The 14,228-nt window shown below is 68.3% G+C and carries 19 protein-coding genes and 7 tRNA genes; 11 read left to right on the forward strand and 15 right to left on the reverse strand.

The genetic code is table 11. The annotated features are described in order from the left end of the window. Positions 1-114: 114 nt before the first annotated feature. Positions 115-477 carry a VOC family protein gene (locus tag ACFWE2_RS18990; protein ID WP_377225778.1) on the reverse strand — a complete coding sequence of 121 codons (363 nt, stop codon included), beginning with the start codon at positions 475-477 and terminating at the stop codon, positions 115-117. 93 nt (positions 478-570) lie between these two features. On the opposite strand from ACFWE2_RS18990, the gene ACFWE2_RS18995 reads away from it, so the two are divergent. After that, the gene (locus ACFWE2_RS18995; RefSeq protein WP_377225779.1) at positions 571-1,542 is read left to right on the forward strand and encodes a helix-turn-helix transcriptional regulator; all 972 of its coding nucleotides are present in this window, start codon (positions 571-573) and stop codon (positions 1,540-1,542) included. A gap of 141 nt (positions 1,543-1,683) precedes the next feature. Here ACFWE2_RS18995 and ACFWE2_RS19000 read toward each other — a convergent pair whose 3' ends face one another. The 3 genes from ACFWE2_RS19000 to ACFWE2_RS19010 are packed head-to-tail and all read right to left on the reverse strand — an operon-like array spanning position 1,684 to position 3,928. Continuing rightward, a complete protein-coding gene (locus ACFWE2_RS19000; RefSeq protein ID WP_377225780.1) occupies positions 1,684-2,865 on the reverse strand; it encodes a hypothetical protein in 1,182 nt (393 codons plus the stop codon). Between the two features lie 9 nt (positions 2,866-2,874). Continuing rightward, entirely contained in the window at positions 2,875-3,285 is a 411-nt protein-coding gene (locus ACFWE2_RS19005; protein WP_377225781.1) for an NUDIX hydrolase, read from the reverse strand. Then, complete coding sequence (locus tag ACFWE2_RS19010; RefSeq protein WP_377225782.1) at positions 3,278-3,928, reverse strand: NUDIX domain-containing protein; 651 nt, start codon at positions 3,926-3,928, stop codon at positions 3,278-3,280. The genes ACFWE2_RS19005 and ACFWE2_RS19010 overlap by 8 nt, the downstream gene beginning before the upstream one ends. Positions 3,929-4,178: 250 nt before the next feature. On the opposite strand from ACFWE2_RS19010, the gene ACFWE2_RS19015 reads away from it, so the two are divergent. Further along, entirely contained in the window at positions 4,179-4,406 is a 228-nt protein-coding gene (locus tag ACFWE2_RS19015) for a hypothetical protein (protein ID WP_377225783.1), read from the forward strand. Between the two features lie 67 nt (positions 4,407-4,473). Next, positions 4,474-4,773: a hypothetical protein gene (locus tag ACFWE2_RS19020; protein WP_377225784.1), complete on the forward strand. Its 300-nt coding sequence runs from the start codon at positions 4,474-4,476 to the stop codon at positions 4,771-4,773. An 82-nt stretch (positions 4,774-4,855) separates the two neighbouring features. Here ACFWE2_RS19020 and ACFWE2_RS19025 read toward each other — a convergent pair. The 4 genes from ACFWE2_RS19025 to ACFWE2_RS19040 all read right to left on the reverse strand — a co-directional run bounded on the left by ACFWE2_RS19025 (position 4,856) and on the right by ACFWE2_RS19040 (position 7,609). Beyond that, positions 4,856-4,927 (reverse strand) — tRNA-Val (locus tag ACFWE2_RS19025). Positions 4,928-5,008: 81 nt separating this feature from the next. Continuing rightward, positions 5,009-5,857 (reverse strand): aminotransferase class IV, encoded by an 849-nt coding sequence (locus ACFWE2_RS19030; protein WP_377225785.1) that lies wholly within the window; start codon positions 5,855-5,857, stop codon positions 5,009-5,011. A 13-nt stretch (positions 5,858-5,870) separates the two neighbouring features. Continuing rightward, complete coding sequence (locus ACFWE2_RS19035; protein WP_377225786.1) at positions 5,871-6,461, reverse strand: dihydrofolate reductase family protein; 591 nt, start codon at positions 6,459-6,461, stop codon at positions 5,871-5,873. Between the two features lie 53 nt (positions 6,462-6,514). Continuing rightward, a complete protein-coding gene (locus ACFWE2_RS19040; protein ID WP_377225787.1) occupies positions 6,515-7,609 on the reverse strand; it encodes a chorismate-binding protein in 1,095 nt (364 codons plus the stop codon). 190 nt (positions 7,610-7,799) lie between these two features. On the opposite strand from ACFWE2_RS19040, the gene ACFWE2_RS19045 reads away from it, so the two are divergent. The 4 genes from ACFWE2_RS19045 to ACFWE2_RS19060 all read left to right on the forward strand — a co-directional run bounded on the left by ACFWE2_RS19045 (position 7,800) and on the right by ACFWE2_RS19060 (position 8,779). Then, positions 7,800-7,871: transfer RNA gene (locus ACFWE2_RS19045), tRNA-Gly, on the forward strand. 67 nt (positions 7,872-7,938) lie between these two features. After that, positions 7,939-8,009, forward strand: a tRNA-Cys gene (locus ACFWE2_RS19050). A gap of 13 nt (positions 8,010-8,022) precedes the next feature. Further along, positions 8,023-8,097 (forward strand) — tRNA-Val (locus tag ACFWE2_RS19055). Between the two features lie 148 nt (positions 8,098-8,245). Next, positions 8,246-8,779, forward strand: coding sequence for a flavoprotein (locus ACFWE2_RS19060; RefSeq protein WP_377225788.1), 534 nt, complete (start codon positions 8,246-8,248; stop codon positions 8,777-8,779). 170 nt (positions 8,780-8,949) lie between these two features. Here the strand turns inward: ACFWE2_RS19060 and ACFWE2_RS19065 are convergent, their stop codons facing one another. Together ACFWE2_RS19065 and ACFWE2_RS19070 are read right to left on the reverse strand one after the other, a co-directional pair. Continuing rightward, positions 8,950-10,137 carry a damage-control phosphatase ARMT1 family protein gene (locus ACFWE2_RS19065; RefSeq protein WP_377225789.1) on the reverse strand — a complete coding sequence of 396 codons (1,188 nt, stop codon included), beginning with the start codon at positions 10,135-10,137 and terminating at the stop codon, positions 8,950-8,952. Positions 10,138-10,173: 36 nt separating this feature from the next. Beyond that, positions 10,174-10,581 (reverse strand): alpha/beta fold hydrolase, encoded by a 408-nt coding sequence (locus ACFWE2_RS19070; RefSeq protein ID WP_377225790.1) that lies wholly within the window; start codon positions 10,579-10,581, stop codon positions 10,174-10,176. A gap of 52 nt (positions 10,582-10,633) precedes the next feature. Between ACFWE2_RS19070 and ACFWE2_RS19075 the strand changes: the two genes are divergently transcribed. Then, positions 10,634-11,134 carry a MarR family winged helix-turn-helix transcriptional regulator gene (locus ACFWE2_RS19075; protein ID WP_377225791.1) on the forward strand — a complete coding sequence of 167 codons (501 nt, stop codon included), beginning with the start codon at positions 10,634-10,636 and terminating at the stop codon, positions 11,132-11,134. Here the strand turns inward: ACFWE2_RS19075 and ACFWE2_RS19080 are convergent. From ACFWE2_RS19080 to ACFWE2_RS19100, 5 genes are all read right to left on the reverse strand, one after another. Then, the gene (locus ACFWE2_RS19080; RefSeq protein ID WP_377225796.1) at positions 11,131-11,298 is read right to left on the reverse strand and encodes a hypothetical protein; all 168 of its coding nucleotides are present in this window, start codon (positions 11,296-11,298) and stop codon (positions 11,131-11,133) included. The genes ACFWE2_RS19075 and ACFWE2_RS19080 overlap by 4 nt on opposite strands. A 15-nt stretch (positions 11,299-11,313) precedes the next feature. Then, positions 11,314-11,832, reverse strand: coding sequence for a hypothetical protein (locus ACFWE2_RS19085; RefSeq protein WP_377225792.1), 519 nt, complete (start codon positions 11,830-11,832; stop codon positions 11,314-11,316). Continuing rightward, entirely contained in the window at positions 11,816-12,724 is a 909-nt protein-coding gene (locus ACFWE2_RS19090) for a DUF2797 domain-containing protein (protein WP_377225793.1), read from the reverse strand. Before ACFWE2_RS19090 ends, ACFWE2_RS19085 begins: the two co-directional genes overlap by 17 nt. Positions 12,725-12,753: 29 nt before the next feature. Continuing rightward, the gene (locus tag ACFWE2_RS19095; RefSeq protein ID WP_377225794.1) at positions 12,754-13,320 is read right to left on the reverse strand and encodes a dihydrofolate reductase family protein; all 567 of its coding nucleotides are present in this window, start codon (positions 13,318-13,320) and stop codon (positions 12,754-12,756) included. An 87-nt stretch (positions 13,321-13,407) separates the two neighbouring features. Further along, the gene (locus ACFWE2_RS19100) at positions 13,408-13,803 is read right to left on the reverse strand and encodes a PPOX class F420-dependent oxidoreductase (RefSeq protein WP_377225795.1); all 396 of its coding nucleotides are present in this window, start codon (positions 13,801-13,803) and stop codon (positions 13,408-13,410) included. A 149-nt stretch (positions 13,804-13,952) separates the two neighbouring features. On the opposite strand from ACFWE2_RS19100, the gene ACFWE2_RS19105 reads away from it, so the two are divergent. The 3 genes from ACFWE2_RS19105 (at position 13,953) to ACFWE2_RS19115 (ending at position 14,196) form a co-directional block, all read left to right on the forward strand. Next, positions 13,953-14,024, forward strand: a tRNA-Gly gene (locus tag ACFWE2_RS19105). Between the two features lie 25 nt (positions 14,025-14,049). Continuing rightward, positions 14,050-14,120: transfer RNA gene (locus tag ACFWE2_RS19110), tRNA-Cys, on the forward strand. Between the two features lies 1 nt (position 14,121). Beyond that, positions 14,122-14,196: transfer RNA gene (locus tag ACFWE2_RS19115), tRNA-Val, on the forward strand. Positions 14,197-14,228 lie beyond the last annotated feature (32 nt).

A 14,228-nucleotide genomic window follows, 5' to 3' on the forward strand; every position in this document is an offset into this window, starting at 1 on the left:
TACCAGGTACGCCGAGTCAGGTCCGTGGTCCGACCAGCGTGCTGACTGGCGGTACCCGGTACGCCGAGTCGGTCAGCTGGGATCAGCTTCCGCCAACCAATTCCGAAACACGCCCTAGTCCTTGGGTGCCACCCGGATGCGGTTCCCGTCGGGATCGGCGGCCAGGAAGGTGCGGCCGAGCCCCGTGTCCTGAGGTTCTTGCAGGACCGTGATGCCCTTGGCCTGCCACGCGGTGAAGATCGCGTCGACCTCGTCGGACCCGCCGACGGTCAGGCAGATCTCACCGGTCCGCGGGACGTCGGGCGACAGGCCCTCGAACTGGCCGGACCACAGTGCGAGGTCGGCACCCGGCCCCAGGTCGAAGGCGATGTATCCGGGGGTCTCGAGGTACGGGCTCAGGTCGAGCAGGTCGCCGTAGAAACGGGCTGCGGCCGGGGCGTCGTTCACGTAGACGATGGACACGACGGATGCGGTCATGGCGGTTCCTCCTGATGGTCGATGTTGAACGCGTCCACCAGCCTGACCGGAATATGCGCCGGATCATGTCGCAATTTCTGGCACCGTGTAACCGTGACGCCGGACCGCTTCTTCTCCCTGATGCTGCTCCTCGAGTCGCGCGATGCGGTGACGACGCACGACCTCGCCTCGGCGCTCGGCGTGTCCCTGCGAACCATCACGCGCGATCTGAGCTGGCTCCGTGACGCCGGGCTGCCGGTCGTCGCCCAGCGGGGGCGCTACGGCGGGGTCACCCTGCTGCCCGGGTCCGCGCTCGACCTGACGCGGCTCACGCCGGGCGAGCGGGATCACCTGTCGGTCACGGGGCTGGACGAGAAACAACGCGAGGAGCTGGACGCGTCGGCCGAGTCTCGACGAGCACTGTCCAAGGTTGCCGTGACACGAACGGGCCGCACCGACGGGCTTCTGCCGCTGAACGAGGTGGTGCACGTGGACAGCCGTCCCTGGCTCCGGACACGAGCGGAGGGCGCGGCCCCGGCGACGCTGGTCGGTCCGGTGCGGCGAGGCCGCAGGCTGCGGATCGACTACCGGAGCTCGAACGGGGCACACACGCGCGATCTGCTCGTGGACCCGTACGGGCTGCTGGCCAAGGCCGGCATCTGGTACCTGGTCGCGGACTGCGCCGGGGTGCCCCGGATGTACCGGCTCGAGCGGATCACGGCGTGGAACGAGGTCGACCGGCCACGGCGCATCCGCGCGGGCCAGACCCTGGCTACCGTCGCCGCAGCGCTCGTCGAGCAGTGGGAACACGATCACGCCATCGAAGTCAGTGCCACCATCGACCACGCGCAGCTCGACCGGGCTCGACGCATCCTCGGCCAGCGGCTCGTCGACCACGACGGCCACGAGAGCCCCACCGGCGGCGATGGCCACGCAGTCACGATCCGGCTCCGGCACCTGGAGGACGTGCGTACGCTCCTACCGTTCGGGAGCACCATCACCGTGCACGGGCCGGCCGCGGTCAGGGCCCGCCTCCACGACCTCGCGGTCGAGCTCTTCCACCACCACGCGCCGCCGGACGGGTGACCATGGAGGCAAATCGACCTCCATCAACGCGACGGAAACCGTGCAAGTCCGTCCCAGGTCGTCCGGCCGCATGCCTGCTGGTCGCACCCGGTAGCACAGCAGTTAATGCAGCACCGGGCATCCTCCGAGTGTCCGCCCTCGTTAGACTGAGGGATCGAGCACTGCCGCGCGGAGGCTCGCCCGTCTCGCGTCCGAGATCGTCCCGAGGAGTCGCGCCTCAAGTAGCGCTTCCGCGACGCTTCGAACCCGCTCGATATCGCCGGCCGACACGTCGCGCACTTTGCCGTGTGCGATCTTGTTTCGGAGATTAGAGATTCGGACGACTCCCAGGGCGACGTCGGAGTCTTGAACGCCCAAGACGGCGGCTACCGCCGCCTTGATCGGTGTGATTCTGTACTCGTTTCCGGCCAGCTCAAGGGCTTCGATGCAGAGCCAGTAGCTCAGGAACCGTAGCGGTGTATCGGCGTCCCGGTCCGCGCGCCAGTACCACTGAGCCGCGATCCGCAGCCGTGCCCTTTGCTCGTCGTCGCGAACCGCCTGTAACTTATTGGCGGAGTCGAGAGTTGAAGCGACCGCGTGGGCGTCCAGAGATTCGAAGCGGGCTTGTGCCTCCATCGCGACGTTGCGACCGCCGAGGAGCCGGTTCCAGTGCCAGTCCGGGAATACCTCGCCTACCTCCTCGGTGAGAACGGCGCCAAGAAGGCGTTCCCCGTACACCAAGTCCAATGCCGCTGTGAGTGGTGCCGTCGCGGCGCGTCCGAGTGCCATTTTCTCGGAGAATGTGTGTGAACCGTTTTCTGCGCCGAGGTTGTATAGGACTTCGACATAGTTAGCTGACGGCGTCGTTTCAGTGTGCGCTTCGACCTCGACGGAGCGATCAACAAGGGCCTCATATCCGCGCCGCTCCCCGGTCAGATGCAGCGTGCCCCATTGTGGAACGAGCCAGTCCCCTTCGCGGCGACCGGGGAGTGCGTTTGTGAAGCGTGGCTCCCCCCAGTTGACGGGACCGTTCTGGATCGAGATCCGCAGGTTCCCTCCGTTGACATTGAGCATTGGAACGGTGGCGGTTCGGATTGTCTTATAAACAATCCTGTATCCGGGATCGCCATCTCCGATCGCATGGTTCTCGTCCGGTCCTTGCCAGGCCGAGAATGTCATGGCCGAAGGGAGATCCGTGTTTACGGGCCAGTTTTCAACCCACTCGTCGAGTCCCTGGATCTCGGACCTGAGCACCGGCCGTCCTGTGCCGGTGGCATTGTCGTGCAGCCAGGCTCGGGGCTCTATCTCGTCGGAATCCGGGGTCTTCTCGCGGCGCTCCGTCATGTCGCGCCGTCAGCCGAGTGCCGCAGTGAGGTAATCCTGGACCATCGGAGCAAATCCGTAGGGCACGTAGTCGCTGAACTGGTCCGGCGTCGCCCACGCGAGGTCCGAGAGTTCTTCCGCGTCGGCGATGTACGCCGTACCACTGAGTACCGCGCAAGCCACGTAGCCCATGAGCCGCCCGGTCTTCGGATGGACTCGCTCGCCGAGCATCTTCACTGCCTCGACCGTGAGCCCCGCCTCTTCGGCGGTCTCGCGCACGGCGGCATCTTCGAAGGTCTCGCCTGCCTCGACTGCTCCGGCGGGGAACTGCCACGACAGGGCGCCCTCAGACACGCGGCGCTGGACCAGGAGGAGCTTCCCGTCCTGCACGATGATCGCTGCCGCGATGGCGGGCTTCTCTTCGGTCACTGCCTCAGACATGCGTGCCTCCCAGCACTTCGAGAATGGGCGGGTAGGCGGTGCTCTCTGGAATGAATTTCGTCAGGTTCGCGATGGGTACCCATGCCACGCTCGCGTTCTCTACGACGTCGCGATTCTGCGCCTCTCCGGCGAGATAGTCGCAGTGAAAATACTCGCAGTAGACTCCAGAATCGGGATGGACTCGCGCACCGATCTTCTCCGCAACTGAGCAGTGGACGTCGGTCTCCGCGAAGGTCTCACGGACAGCGGAGTCGGACGGCGATGCTCCTGGCTTGACGATGCCTGCCGGAAACTGCCATCGGAGCGCGCCATCGTCACGGCGCTGGACGAGCAGGACAGCGCCGTCATGCTGGACCACTGCAATGGCGACGGATAGCGCCTGCGGCGACCCGTTGCCGGCCGGCGATCCCGCCGACCGGAGCAGCGCGTCAAACCGCTCTCGTGCGCCGTCGCCGGCCTGATCCAGCGCGGTGTCGAGGAGCTGCTGAACTTCTGAGCGAGGCTTCATAGCAGGGTTCGCGTGCCACCCCGCGACTGTGCGTGTCGACACACCGAGCCGTTCGGCAAAGTCCTCGTTGGTCATGCGTAGCGCGGCCTGGAGGTAGTTCGCTCTCTCACCGGTCCACGCGTCGATCACTGCCACTGCGATCACCCCCTGATTCCAGTTGCACCGCCGGTACATCGGGACTGCATCGGAGCCGCATCGATTCCCCGTCCGAATCGGAGTTGGCTTGCAGCATGCCAACGAACCACGACGTCGAAAGGTCCTGTCCGAGGGCCTCCACCTCTGCTCCCAGTCCCGCGGCGCGACAAGCCACGTCATTGATATCAGTGCCTGAGGCCCAGGTCGACGCGGGAGTCGCTACGACACAGATGCTGAAAGGGGCGAAGTGATGTCGGAGTACCGCGTCGCCGCGCTGGATACGGCTCGCACCTACCTGTTCGAAGCCTCCTGGGGGCTGTCCCGTGCCGGCCGGAACTTGACCAAGCACGGCATGGAGGAGGACGGGACGGCCGAGGTGGGTCGGGAGGCACTGGGCCTGTCCACTCGGGTCGACGCCTTAATGGCCGTCGTGCGTGAGGCACACGAAGCAGCTATCTCTGAAGGAGATCAAACGTGATCCCGGCCGAGCTGCTTGTGGTCTACGCCCTGCTCGACGTCGTCGTCGGTGCGTGGGCGGTGATCGTATGGCGCCGCTGAACCGGGCACTGGCCGACTCCGCGACTGGCGTTGCAGCTCTGCTGGCGGAGGTCGGGGACACGAGGGTCAAGTGGGTCGAGGTGTTCCGGGATCGTCTGGTCGTACATCCAGCAAGGCAATCGGAGGGAGCGGTGATCGCGGCACAACTCGGGATCACGGTCGCGACGGACTATCCGGCCACCACGCCCGGCTTCACCATGTGGACCGGTCGCTGGAACGACTTGGACTTGTTTGTCTATAGCGAGTTGCGCGGCACCACGCGCGTCGTCCGATCGTGGCCTACGTGAGCGACCGTTGTCGGCGTCGTCCCGACAAGGTGAAAGGCCCTCCCGCTCAGCGTTTCCGCTGGCCGGAGGGCCTTTCGCACGGTGGGCGATACTGGGATCGAACCAGTGACCTCTTCGGTGTGAACGAAGCGCGCTACCCCTGCGCCAATCGCCCGTGCTGCTCACCCGCTAGGGCGTGCGTGGACGATATTAGCCTGGTTCGAGCGCGGATGCGAAATCCAATCGCCGGCCCGGGTCAGGGATCCAGCCGCTCCCGCATGTTCCGCTCGAACAGGTCGCGCGCGGCGCTCGACAGCTCGCCGATCTGCAGGTCGACGCCGTCCAGCCACACCGTCGGCTGCACGTTCCGCACCGATCCGGTCAGCAGCATCTGCGCCTCGCCGGCCGCCACCCGGTCGAGCACCGAGAACGGCAGCTCGCCGTCCTTGGCCTCGCGCACGGGCAGCCCCGCCTCGGCGCCCCACTCGAGCAGCAGCTCGCGCGTGATCCCGGCGAGGCAGCCCACGCTGAGCGGGGGCGTGACGAGCTCGCCGTCGATCTCCAGGAACACGTTCGATCCGGTGCCCTCGCACAGGAGGCCCTGCGTGTTCGCGAACACGGACTCGTCGGCGCCCTTCTTGATCGCGTCGGCGAGCGCCACGACGTTCTCGGCGTAGGACGTCGTCTTCAGGCCTGCGACCGCGCTGTTCTCGTTGCGGGTCCAGGGTGAGCGTGCGGCTCGCCCGGTCGGTACGACGACGGCGGAGGTCGCAGCGACGACCACCGTCTGCGGCCCGTCGGACCGCCCGGAGCCGAGCGGTCCGACGCCGTCGGTCACGGTGATGCGCAGGCGTCCGGCGTCGGGTGCGTCGGCGAGGACGGCGTCGACGCCGCTGCGCACCCAGCTCAGGTCGAGGGGCGCCATGCCCATGCCCGCCGCCGAGCGTTCGAGCCGCGCGAGATGTCGCGTCAGTGCGAACGCGTGGCCGGCGAGCACGGCGCAGGTCTCGAAGACGCCGTCGCCGACAGTGATGCCGTGGTCCACCGCGCTGAGCGCGGCCTCGTCGGGCGCGACCATGCGCCCCTCTGCCCAGATGACCGTCATGGCGCCCAGTCTGTCACCGGCGCAGGGTCACGTGGGTGACCTCGGGCGTGTGCCGCACGGAGGTGGAGCTGAACTCGATGGGCGGCACGCCGTCGAAGACCCGGGTGCCCGAGCCGAGCGTGAACGGCACGACGTGCAGCCGCAGCTCGTCGACGTGGCCGGCGGCGAGGTACTCGTTGAGCGTCGTGGCACCGCCGGTGATGGAGATGTCGCCGTCCCCGGCGGCGGCCCGGGCCTGCTCCAGGGCGCTCTCGATGCCGTCGGTGACGAAGTGGAACGTGGTGCCGCCCTCCATCGGGATCGGGTCGCGCGCGTGGTGGGTGAGGACGAAGACGGGTGCGTGGTACGGCGGGTTGTCGCCCCACCAGCCCTTCCACTCCGGGTCCAGCGGCCCGCGGCCGGCGGTGAACATGTTGCGGCCCATGATGTACGCGCCGGCGCCGACGATGGCGTCCACCTCGGCCTTGTGCGCGTCCCCGTGCTCGAACATCCAGGTGTGCAGTCGTTCACCCGCGAGCGGCCCGAACGGGTGCTCCAACGACTGGTCGTGCCCGGCGGAGTAGCCGTCGAGCGAAACTGCCAGGTCTGCTTTCACGATTCCCATGCCGTGTCCGACGACGCGGGCCAGGGGAACTCATCGGTGTCCGGCGAAACGTGTCAGGAGGACGCCAGCGCGACCAGGCGTTCGGCCTTGAGCTCGGTCTCGTGCCACTCCGCCGTCGGGTCGGAGCCCCAGGTGATGCCGGCGCCGGTGCCGAAGCGGAGCACGCCGCCGCTCCCGTCGTCGGCCCACCAGAACGTGCGGATGCCGACGGCGAGGGAGGCCGCGCCGTCGTCCACCCAGCCCACCGCGCCGCAGTACGGGCCGCGGGGGACGGGTTCCAGCTCGCGGATGATCCGCAGCGCGCTCGACTTCGGCGCGCCCGAGACCGAGCCCGGGGGGAACGTGCCGGCCAGCAGGCGGCGCCACAGCTCGCCGGAGCGGACGACGTCGTCCGACAGCGTGCCGCGCACGCGCGAGACCAGGTGCACCAGGCCCGGGTGCTCCTCGACCTCCAGCAGCGAGGTGACCGTGACGGTGCCCGGGCGGCAGACGGTCTGCAGGTCGTTGCGCACGAGGTCGGTGATCATGACGTTCTCGGCGCGGTCCTTCTCGGTGAGCCCGTCGGGGGTGCGGGCGGTGCCCTTGATCGGGCCGGACTCGACGACGGTCCCGGTCCCCGGCTCGTTCCGCACGGACAGGTACAGCTCGGGGGAGGCGCTCACCACCCACACCGGGTCCAGTCCCGTGGTGGCGGGCACGTGGACGGCGGCCGCGTGCGGCGCCGGGTTGCCTGCGGCGAGCCGGGCGGCGAGCGCCTGGGCGTCGGGTTCTGTTCCTGCTGGTCCGACGGCGAGGGGGGCGGACAGCACCCGGCAGATGTTGGCCTGGTAGACGTCGCCCTCGCGTACGTGCTCTCGCACCCGGGCGACGGCGGCCTCGTAGCCTGCCTGGTCCATCGAGGAGGTCCAGGCGTCGGCCGCGGGGCCGGTCCAGGTGGTGGCGGGTGGCGCCCCGGCGTCGTGCACGGTGGCGAAGCGCCAGGCGCGGGCCTGGCCCGTGGGCCCTGTCGTCGAGGTCGCCTCGAAGTCGGCGACGACGAACCAGGTTCCCGTGGCGAGCCGTTCGGGCTCGGCCAGGACGTCTATGCACTCGACCGCGTCCGTCGCGATGCGTCCGGCGAAGCTCGCCCAGCCCGTGTCGCCGGTCACGTCGGAGGGCGGGGCTGCGGGAGCCGGGCGGGACGGAACCGGGCGAATCGTGCGGTTTGCGGGCGGATGGGCCGGGCTGGGGGACACGGGACAACCGTACGGCGGCGCGATCGATTGGACGGTTAGCCCTCTGGTCGATTAATGTTCAGAACGCCGGAACACCGGGGGAAACCTCAGGATGCCCGGTATCGCGGATGTAGCTCAGTGGTAGAGCATCACCTTGCCAAGGTGAGGGTCGCGGGTTCAAGTCCCGTCATCCGCTCGGAAAAACGCCGCTCTCGTAGATCTTCGGCTGATGAGAGCACGCCTAGGTTGTAGGTTGGCCGGGCGGTGGGTTGGCCGAGAGGCGAGGCAGCGGTCTGCAAAGCCGTATACACGGGTTCGAATCCCGTACCCACCTCGCGCAGCAGCATGGGCGATTGGCGCAGCGGTAGCGCGCTTCCCTGACACGGAAGAGGTCACTGGTTCGATCCCAGTATCGCCCACCATGTACGACAGGCCCCCTGGCCGGCGGAGACGCTGGCTGGGGGCCTTTCGCGTGGCTGGGGCCGGTGGCAGCTGAGCCGCGGCCGTCAGGGGAGTTCGACGATCGACCCGGAGCCGCCCACGAACCAGGGCACAGTAGCCTCAGCACCCATGAGTCTGGGTGTGCTGTACGTCGTGGTGACTGCCGCTGGAGCGACCCGACAGGTACCGGCACGGCTCCTTCCGCTGGCTGTTGAGCGGGGCTGGGAAGTACACGTTCTGGCCACCGATCAGGCGGTGAGCAGCTTCCCGGAGGCGATGGAGCAGATCGAGGAGTTCCTGGGGCGTCCGGTGCGGACGGACTTTCACACCGCTGTCGGGTACTCGCTGCCCGACCCGGACGCCGTGATCGTGGCCCCGGCGACCTACAACACGCTCACGAAGTGGGCACTGGGTATCGCTGACACGTACGTCCTGACCCGCCTGGCCGAACAGGTCGGCCGCAACATCCCGATCACCGCCGGGCCGTACATCAACGTCAAGTTCGCCGACCACCCGACCTACCAGGGAAGCCTGGCCATCCTCAAGGAATGGGGCGTGAACATCGTGATCGGCCCGCGCGAGCCGCATGAGTCGGGCGACGGCGCAGCGGACGACTTCCCGTGGGAAACGATCCTCGACACGGTGACACCCGCGAGCACGTAGGACGCCGCCTGGGCTGGCCGGTCCTCCGCCACCAGTGCGCCGCCCAGTGATATGGCGGTGAGGACAGTTGTAGCGATGAGCGTTGGCCGGCGCGGGGACCATCTCCGCCTTGCCGGGGTGTGGCTCCCCATGGCGACCAGAACTGTTGAGCAGACTTCGGAGCGGTGAGCTCAGGGCCGCACATGGATGACGGCGTGCGTGCCGTCGGTGCGCCATCCAGGCGCGGTGGTCTCCAGGTGCGCGAGACGATCTGGGTCTACGCCGACGGCGACGTCGGACTTGAGGGTCCGTAGCGCGGCCAGCGGGGCGGGGAAGTAGGCCGTCAGGCCCTGGAACGACGTGGTGGGATCCCAGTGGGCGTCGCCGACGAGGCGCCGATAGTTCAGGTCTCCCTTGATGATCACCACGGATGCCTTGGCCAGTTCGGTGGCGAGGTCCGTCGGTAGCTCGTGGAAGGTCAGGGGGCTGCACCAGAACGTGTGGGCGCGGACCTTGAGTCGCCCGTCGCCGATCGCGGCAGTGAGTCGGGCGGCGATTTCGCCGGCGGTGGCGCTCGCCGCCGTCAGGCGCCGTAGAACCTGGAGCAGGTCGGCGGTCGTGGCATCGGAGACGTAGTAGGGGTGCGGCTTGAGGTGCAGCGTCACCGTTGCGGCACGCCCGGTCGCCAGGAGGCGGTCGATCAGGACGAGGTCGGCAGTCAGTTCCCGGCCGGCGTTGTCCGCGATGAGGTGCACCTGGCCCGGTGTGCCTGCCTCCAGGAGACGCCACAGCTCCGCGGAGTCGTCCGCGACGAGGTCGTCGACCTGGTCCTTGCCCTGGGCGGACGGGTCGGACATCCGGAAGCCGAGATCTGCCCGGTTGCCCCACAGCGAGGCGCTCAGCGCCGCGGACAGGCCAGTCTGATCGGGCGCGGTGACGAGACGGTCAAGGTTCCCGAGGTCGCGGGCCAGTTCAGGTGTGTCGAGCTCTGCGTTCTTCTGCGGAGCGAACGGGTCGATCCCGGCCCACGGTCCCGAACCGAAGTAGCCCGTGGCTTCCAGCAGGAGACGGTAGAAGTAGGACTCGGCCCACAGGAACGGAACGTCCAGCCACGCGCGGCCCAGGTACGGGGCGGCCCACTCCTGCCATGCTGCCCGGTCGTGAGCGTCGGCCGGGAGCGGCGGAATGGTGCCATCGATGGTCACCAGTAGGTCGTCGAGCGACTTTTGGATTACCGGCGGGTAGGGGACGAGCCGACGGACTGTCGCGATCAGCTCGGGGTGCCGTCGTGTCAGTACGCCCCAGGGGAACGAGCCGGGCACGTTCGACACGATGGCCGCAGCGGCCGGGACGGGATGCTGGCCGTGGTCGATGGTCACGAGCGCAGGCTAACCGCACAGCACTCCCGGGCGTCGTCACCTACGGCGCCTGAACCGGTCCGTTGCCGCCAGTACGGCCTCGAGCGTGGCGTTCCCGGACATACCGTGGCCCTCGTCGGAGATCAGTACCAGTTCCGCGTCTGACCAGACCTGTGCCAGGTTCCATGCGATGTCCGGAGGCCCGCTGATGTCCATGCGCCCGTGGACCAGCACGCCGGGAATCCCTACGAGCTTTGCCGCATCACGCAGCAGCGATCCGTCCTCGAGAAAGCCGGCGTGCGCCCAGTAGTGCGTGACCAGGCGGGCGAACCGCATGCGGAAGCGCGGGTCCTGGTATCGGGCGTCGGGCCGGTGCCCTGGGTCGGTGGAGACGTGCACGTCCTCCCACCGGCACCACTCTTGCGCCGCCCGTTCCCGCACCGCCGGATCGGGATCGGCGAGCATACGGGCGTACGCCGCCTCCTCAGATTTATAACAGCGCTGTTAGATTAACAGTGTGAAGCGCCACCCGGACCCTGAAGCCCTCGGCACCCTGCTCCGCCATGTCCTCGAGCTGCTCGACGGCGACGTGGCGAAGGTCTACCAGGATCAGGGCCTGCCTGAGTACCGGCCGCGTTTCTCGCCGATCGTCCGGGCGCTGGTGGCCGAGGGGCCCATGTCGGTCCGCGATCTGGCGGGGGCTGTCGGCGTCACGCACTCGGCGGCAAGTCAGACGGCAAGCCAAATGGCCCGCGCGGGCCTCGTTACCCACTCCACCGACCCGCGCGACAACCGCCGGCGACTGATCACCCTGACCACGAAGGCCCATGCCTTGCTGCCGATGATTACTGCCGAGTGGAACGCGACGCTGGAAGCCATGGCTGAGCTGGACGGAGAGGTCTCGATGCCACTGGCCGAGCTGCTGACGGAAGTGACGGAAGCGATACGCCGGCGCCCCTTCGTGGAGCGGATCTCTGCGGCCTATGAGCGCCAGGCGGCTAGCGAAGGCTCCCGCTAACGGGTTCGCCCGGTCGCACCACTCGGCTCGGCCGGAGAAGCGAACGAGCGGACGACGTCGTCCAGAGCGCTATGGAGGGTCGGGAAGGTCTTCTTCACGCACCCCGCGTCGTCGAGCGTGACGCCTGGCGTCCGCAGGCCGGCGACGCTGAAGGCCATGGCGATCCGGTGGTCCGCAGATCAGAGCTCGAACAGGACGGTCACCTCATCCGTCAGCAGCACCCGGTACGGCAGCTCGCCCAGTGTCGCGGCGTCGACGTCGACACCCCGCCTCCGGGCCGCTTCTGCAAGCTCCTCCCATGGATGAGTACCCGGGTTGTCGGCGTCATCCACCTGCACCAGGTCCAAGATCTCCGCGATCAGGTCGTCCGCCGTGCGCTTCCAGGAGATGTCCTCGCCGGCTCCGCGGCCGCCAGTGGTGACACCGCGATCCATGTCGAGGCGTATCAAGGACTCGTCGGACAAGCGCACGTACTGCGTGATCTTGATGCTGATGCTCGGCCGGACGTTGTCGGTCGGTGTCTCGTCGACGTCGCAGATGGCGAGCGTCCCGATCACACGAAGGTCAGACAGGTCGAACGGCAGACGCTGAGCGGGTTCGGCGTCTCCCGGCTTTCCGTGGAACGGTGCGTAGTGAAACCCTTCGATCGAATCGGCCGAGGGCCCGCGGACGCCGTCGGCGTCAGAAAAGGACGTCATGCTGGACCTCCGTCGTGGTCCGGAGCTTCGCCACCGGCGTCGTCCGCGCTGTGAGCAGCGCATCGTCCTCGGCGCGGTTCAGCGCCCAGCCCTGGAGCAGGCCGGTGTCCAGCAGGACGATCCCGCCGGGCGTGGACAGATACAGGTCGCGCCCAATCCGGCACACGACCGCACCGTTGATCGTGTCTCCGGCCTGCAAGGGATCGATCTGCTGGTCAGCGACGATTCCGCCGTCAGGCAACCCGTACGCCGGGGTGTGGTCCACCGGGCCGGAGGTGGTAGGGGTCTGGCCGGGCGGCCAGTCCAGGGCCAGAGCCTGTTCGGCGACCGCGACGAGCCCCGCCGCGCGGGCCGCCGCCGTCCCAGGGGCCAGCCGGGCGCTGCGCTTACGGGCGGTGTGGACCTGCTGCGGTACGCCGAGCGCGGTGGTGAGCAGCGCCTCGCATCGTCTGGCGGACAGCAGCGTCCCGGCTGACAGGATCATCGAGGACAGCGCGCCCTGTTCCAGCAGCCGGGCGTGCCCGCGCTCGGTCGCGGTGATCCCTACCTTGACCACGCTCCCGTGGTGGGCGAGATAGACGCCGAACTCGCGCGGGTCGTCCAGGACGGTGTCGGTTGCCACCGACCGGGTGCGGGCGATCGCCGCGCAGGAGTCGCACTGCCCGGACTTCGCACCCGCGTCGATCGGTGCGCGGGCGGTGCAGGGCACTCGGCGGCCGTCCCACGACAGCCCGACGCAGCGCCGGTCGGGCCCGACTCTCAGCGACAGGCGCGCCCCGAGCTCGACGGCGCTGGCCCGCACGTCCCCGGCCGGGGACAGCCACTCGAGCGCCGCGCCGGCCTCGGTCCAGGCGAGCCCGGTAGGCCGCCAGGCGGCGCGGTGTGGATCCACGGCCCTAGTTCAGCACACGCTCCCGACGCTCAGCCATCGGCCCCCGGCGGCGCGTCCAGCACCGTAGGGACGTACTCCAGGAGCTGGAGCTGCCCGTCGAACAGATGGTTGTTGACCAGCTCGAGCCTGACGTCCGGGTACCCGTCGAAGATGCGCTCCTTGCCGTTGGCGCCCGTGATGACGGGGAAGACCACCACCCGGAACCGGTCGACGAGGCCGGCCCTCAGCAGCGACCGGCTCAGGCTGAGGCTGCCGATGGTGCGCAGCGGACGCGAGGAGGTGCGCTTCAGCTCGCGCACCACCTCTACCGCGTCGCCGTCGACCAGCTCGGAGTTGGCCCACGAGAGCGGCGCCTCCAGAGTCGACGAGAACACCACCTTGGGCATGGTGGTCAGGGGATCGTCGGGCATCTTGGCGGCGAACCCGGACATGACCCGGTACGTCGTCGCGCCCATGAGCGTCGTGTGCGACGTCTCGGAGTCCGAGGTGATCCAGGCCAGGTACTCGGGCCCGCCCATGCCCCACAGGCCGGGCCAGTCCTCCGCCGCCGCGTAACCGTCGAGCGAGATGATGAAGTCCACCATCAGGTTCGGCATCGGTCTCTCCTTCGTCGGGGAATTTTCCGTACCAGGAGAGACCGGCCGGGTGCGGAGGACTCATCGCCCCCGCGCGGACGACGGCTGCTAGGACACGCAGTGCTCGATGCTCATCACCAGGATGACGCGGTCGGCGCTGTCCGGCGGCGGAAGCTGGTCCGGGTTGCCGTAGCGCTTGCCCAGGTGGACGTAGTAGGCGCCGGTCGGGTCCGGGATCACCTCGATCAGCTTGCCGCGGAGCTCGACGTAGCCGTACGCGTCCTCGTGGTTGAGGATCGCGAAGCTCATCGACGGGTTGCGCTGCAGGTTGCGGTACTTGGCGCGCTTCGTGGTGTGCGTGAAGCGCAGCGTCTCGCCGTCGAAGTCGAACCACATCGGGTTGACCTGGACGGTGTCGTCCGGGCGGATGGTGCCGAGGAAGCCGTAGTTCGGCGCTTCCAGGATCGGTAGCAGATGGGCGGGGACGATGTCGGTCGCACTCATACGGCAGAACATAGCCCGCACCTGGGCCCGGAGGCTCCGAAGGCGCCGCGCAGGTGGCGAGCCCATTTCGATTGGACCGGCACACCGTTTGTGAACTACTCTTCCGGAGCGTCACCACAGGGACTCGAGAGGGTCCGAGCTGGTGCGACGCGGATGTAGCTCAGTGGTAGAGCATCACCTTGCCAAGGTGAGGGTCGCGGGTTCAAGTCCCGTCATCCGCTCGAACCCGCTTTGGTGGGAGAGCACGGTGGGTTGGCCGAGAGGCGAGGCAGCGGCCTGCAAAGCCGTACACACGGGTTCGAATCCCGTACCCACCTCGGGCGATTGGCGCAGCGGTAGCGCGCTTCCCTGACACGGAAGAGGTCACTGGTTCGATCCCAGTATCGCCCACCAGCAAGGCAAGGCCCTCGGGCCGGCGGAAACGC

The sequence above is a fragment of the Promicromonospora sp. NPDC060271 genome (assembly GCF_042726755.1).
Lineage (GTDB): Bacteria > Actinomycetota > Actinomycetes > Actinomycetales > Cellulomonadaceae > Promicromonospora.

Coding starts and splice junctions, on each gene's coding strand:
- ACFWE2_RS19015 (WP_377225783.1), top strand. CDS start 4,179: ATGTCGGAGTACCGCGTCGCCGCGCTGGATACGGCTCGCACCTACCTG.
- ACFWE2_RS19000 (WP_377225780.1), bottom strand. CDS start 2,865: ATGACGGAGCGCCGCGAGAAGACCCCGGATTCCGACGAGATAGAGCCC.
- ACFWE2_RS19035 (WP_377225786.1), bottom strand. CDS start 6,461: ATGGGAATCGTGAAAGCAGACCTGGCAGTTTCGCTCGACGGCTACTCC.
- ACFWE2_RS18990 (WP_377225778.1), bottom strand. CDS start 477: ATGACCGCATCCGTCGTGTCCATCGTCTACGTGAACGACGCCCCGGCC.
- ACFWE2_RS19085 (WP_377225792.1), bottom strand. CDS start 11,832: ATGACGTCCTTTTCTGACGCCGACGGCGTCCGCGGGCCCTCGGCCGAT.
- ACFWE2_RS19020 (WP_377225784.1), top strand. CDS start 4,474: ATGGCGCCGCTGAACCGGGCACTGGCCGACTCCGCGACTGGCGTTGCA.
- ACFWE2_RS19095 (WP_377225794.1), bottom strand. CDS start 13,320: ATGCCGAACCTGATGGTGGACTTCATCATCTCGCTCGACGGTTACGCG.
- ACFWE2_RS19070 (WP_377225790.1), bottom strand. CDS start 10,581: ATGCTCGCCGATCCCGATCCGGCGGTGCGGGAACGGGCGGCGCAAGAG.
- ACFWE2_RS19030 (WP_377225785.1), bottom strand. CDS start 5,857: ATGACGGTCATCTGGGCAGAGGGGCGCATGGTCGCGCCCGACGAGGCC.
- ACFWE2_RS19060 (WP_377225788.1), top strand. CDS start 8,246: ATGAGTCTGGGTGTGCTGTACGTCGTGGTGACTGCCGCTGGAGCGACC.
- ACFWE2_RS19100 (WP_377225795.1), bottom strand. CDS start 13,803: ATGAGTGCGACCGACATCGTCCCCGCCCATCTGCTACCGATCCTGGAA.
- ACFWE2_RS19005 (WP_377225781.1), bottom strand. CDS start 3,285: ATGTCTGAGGCAGTGACCGAAGAGAAGCCCGCCATCGCGGCAGCGATC.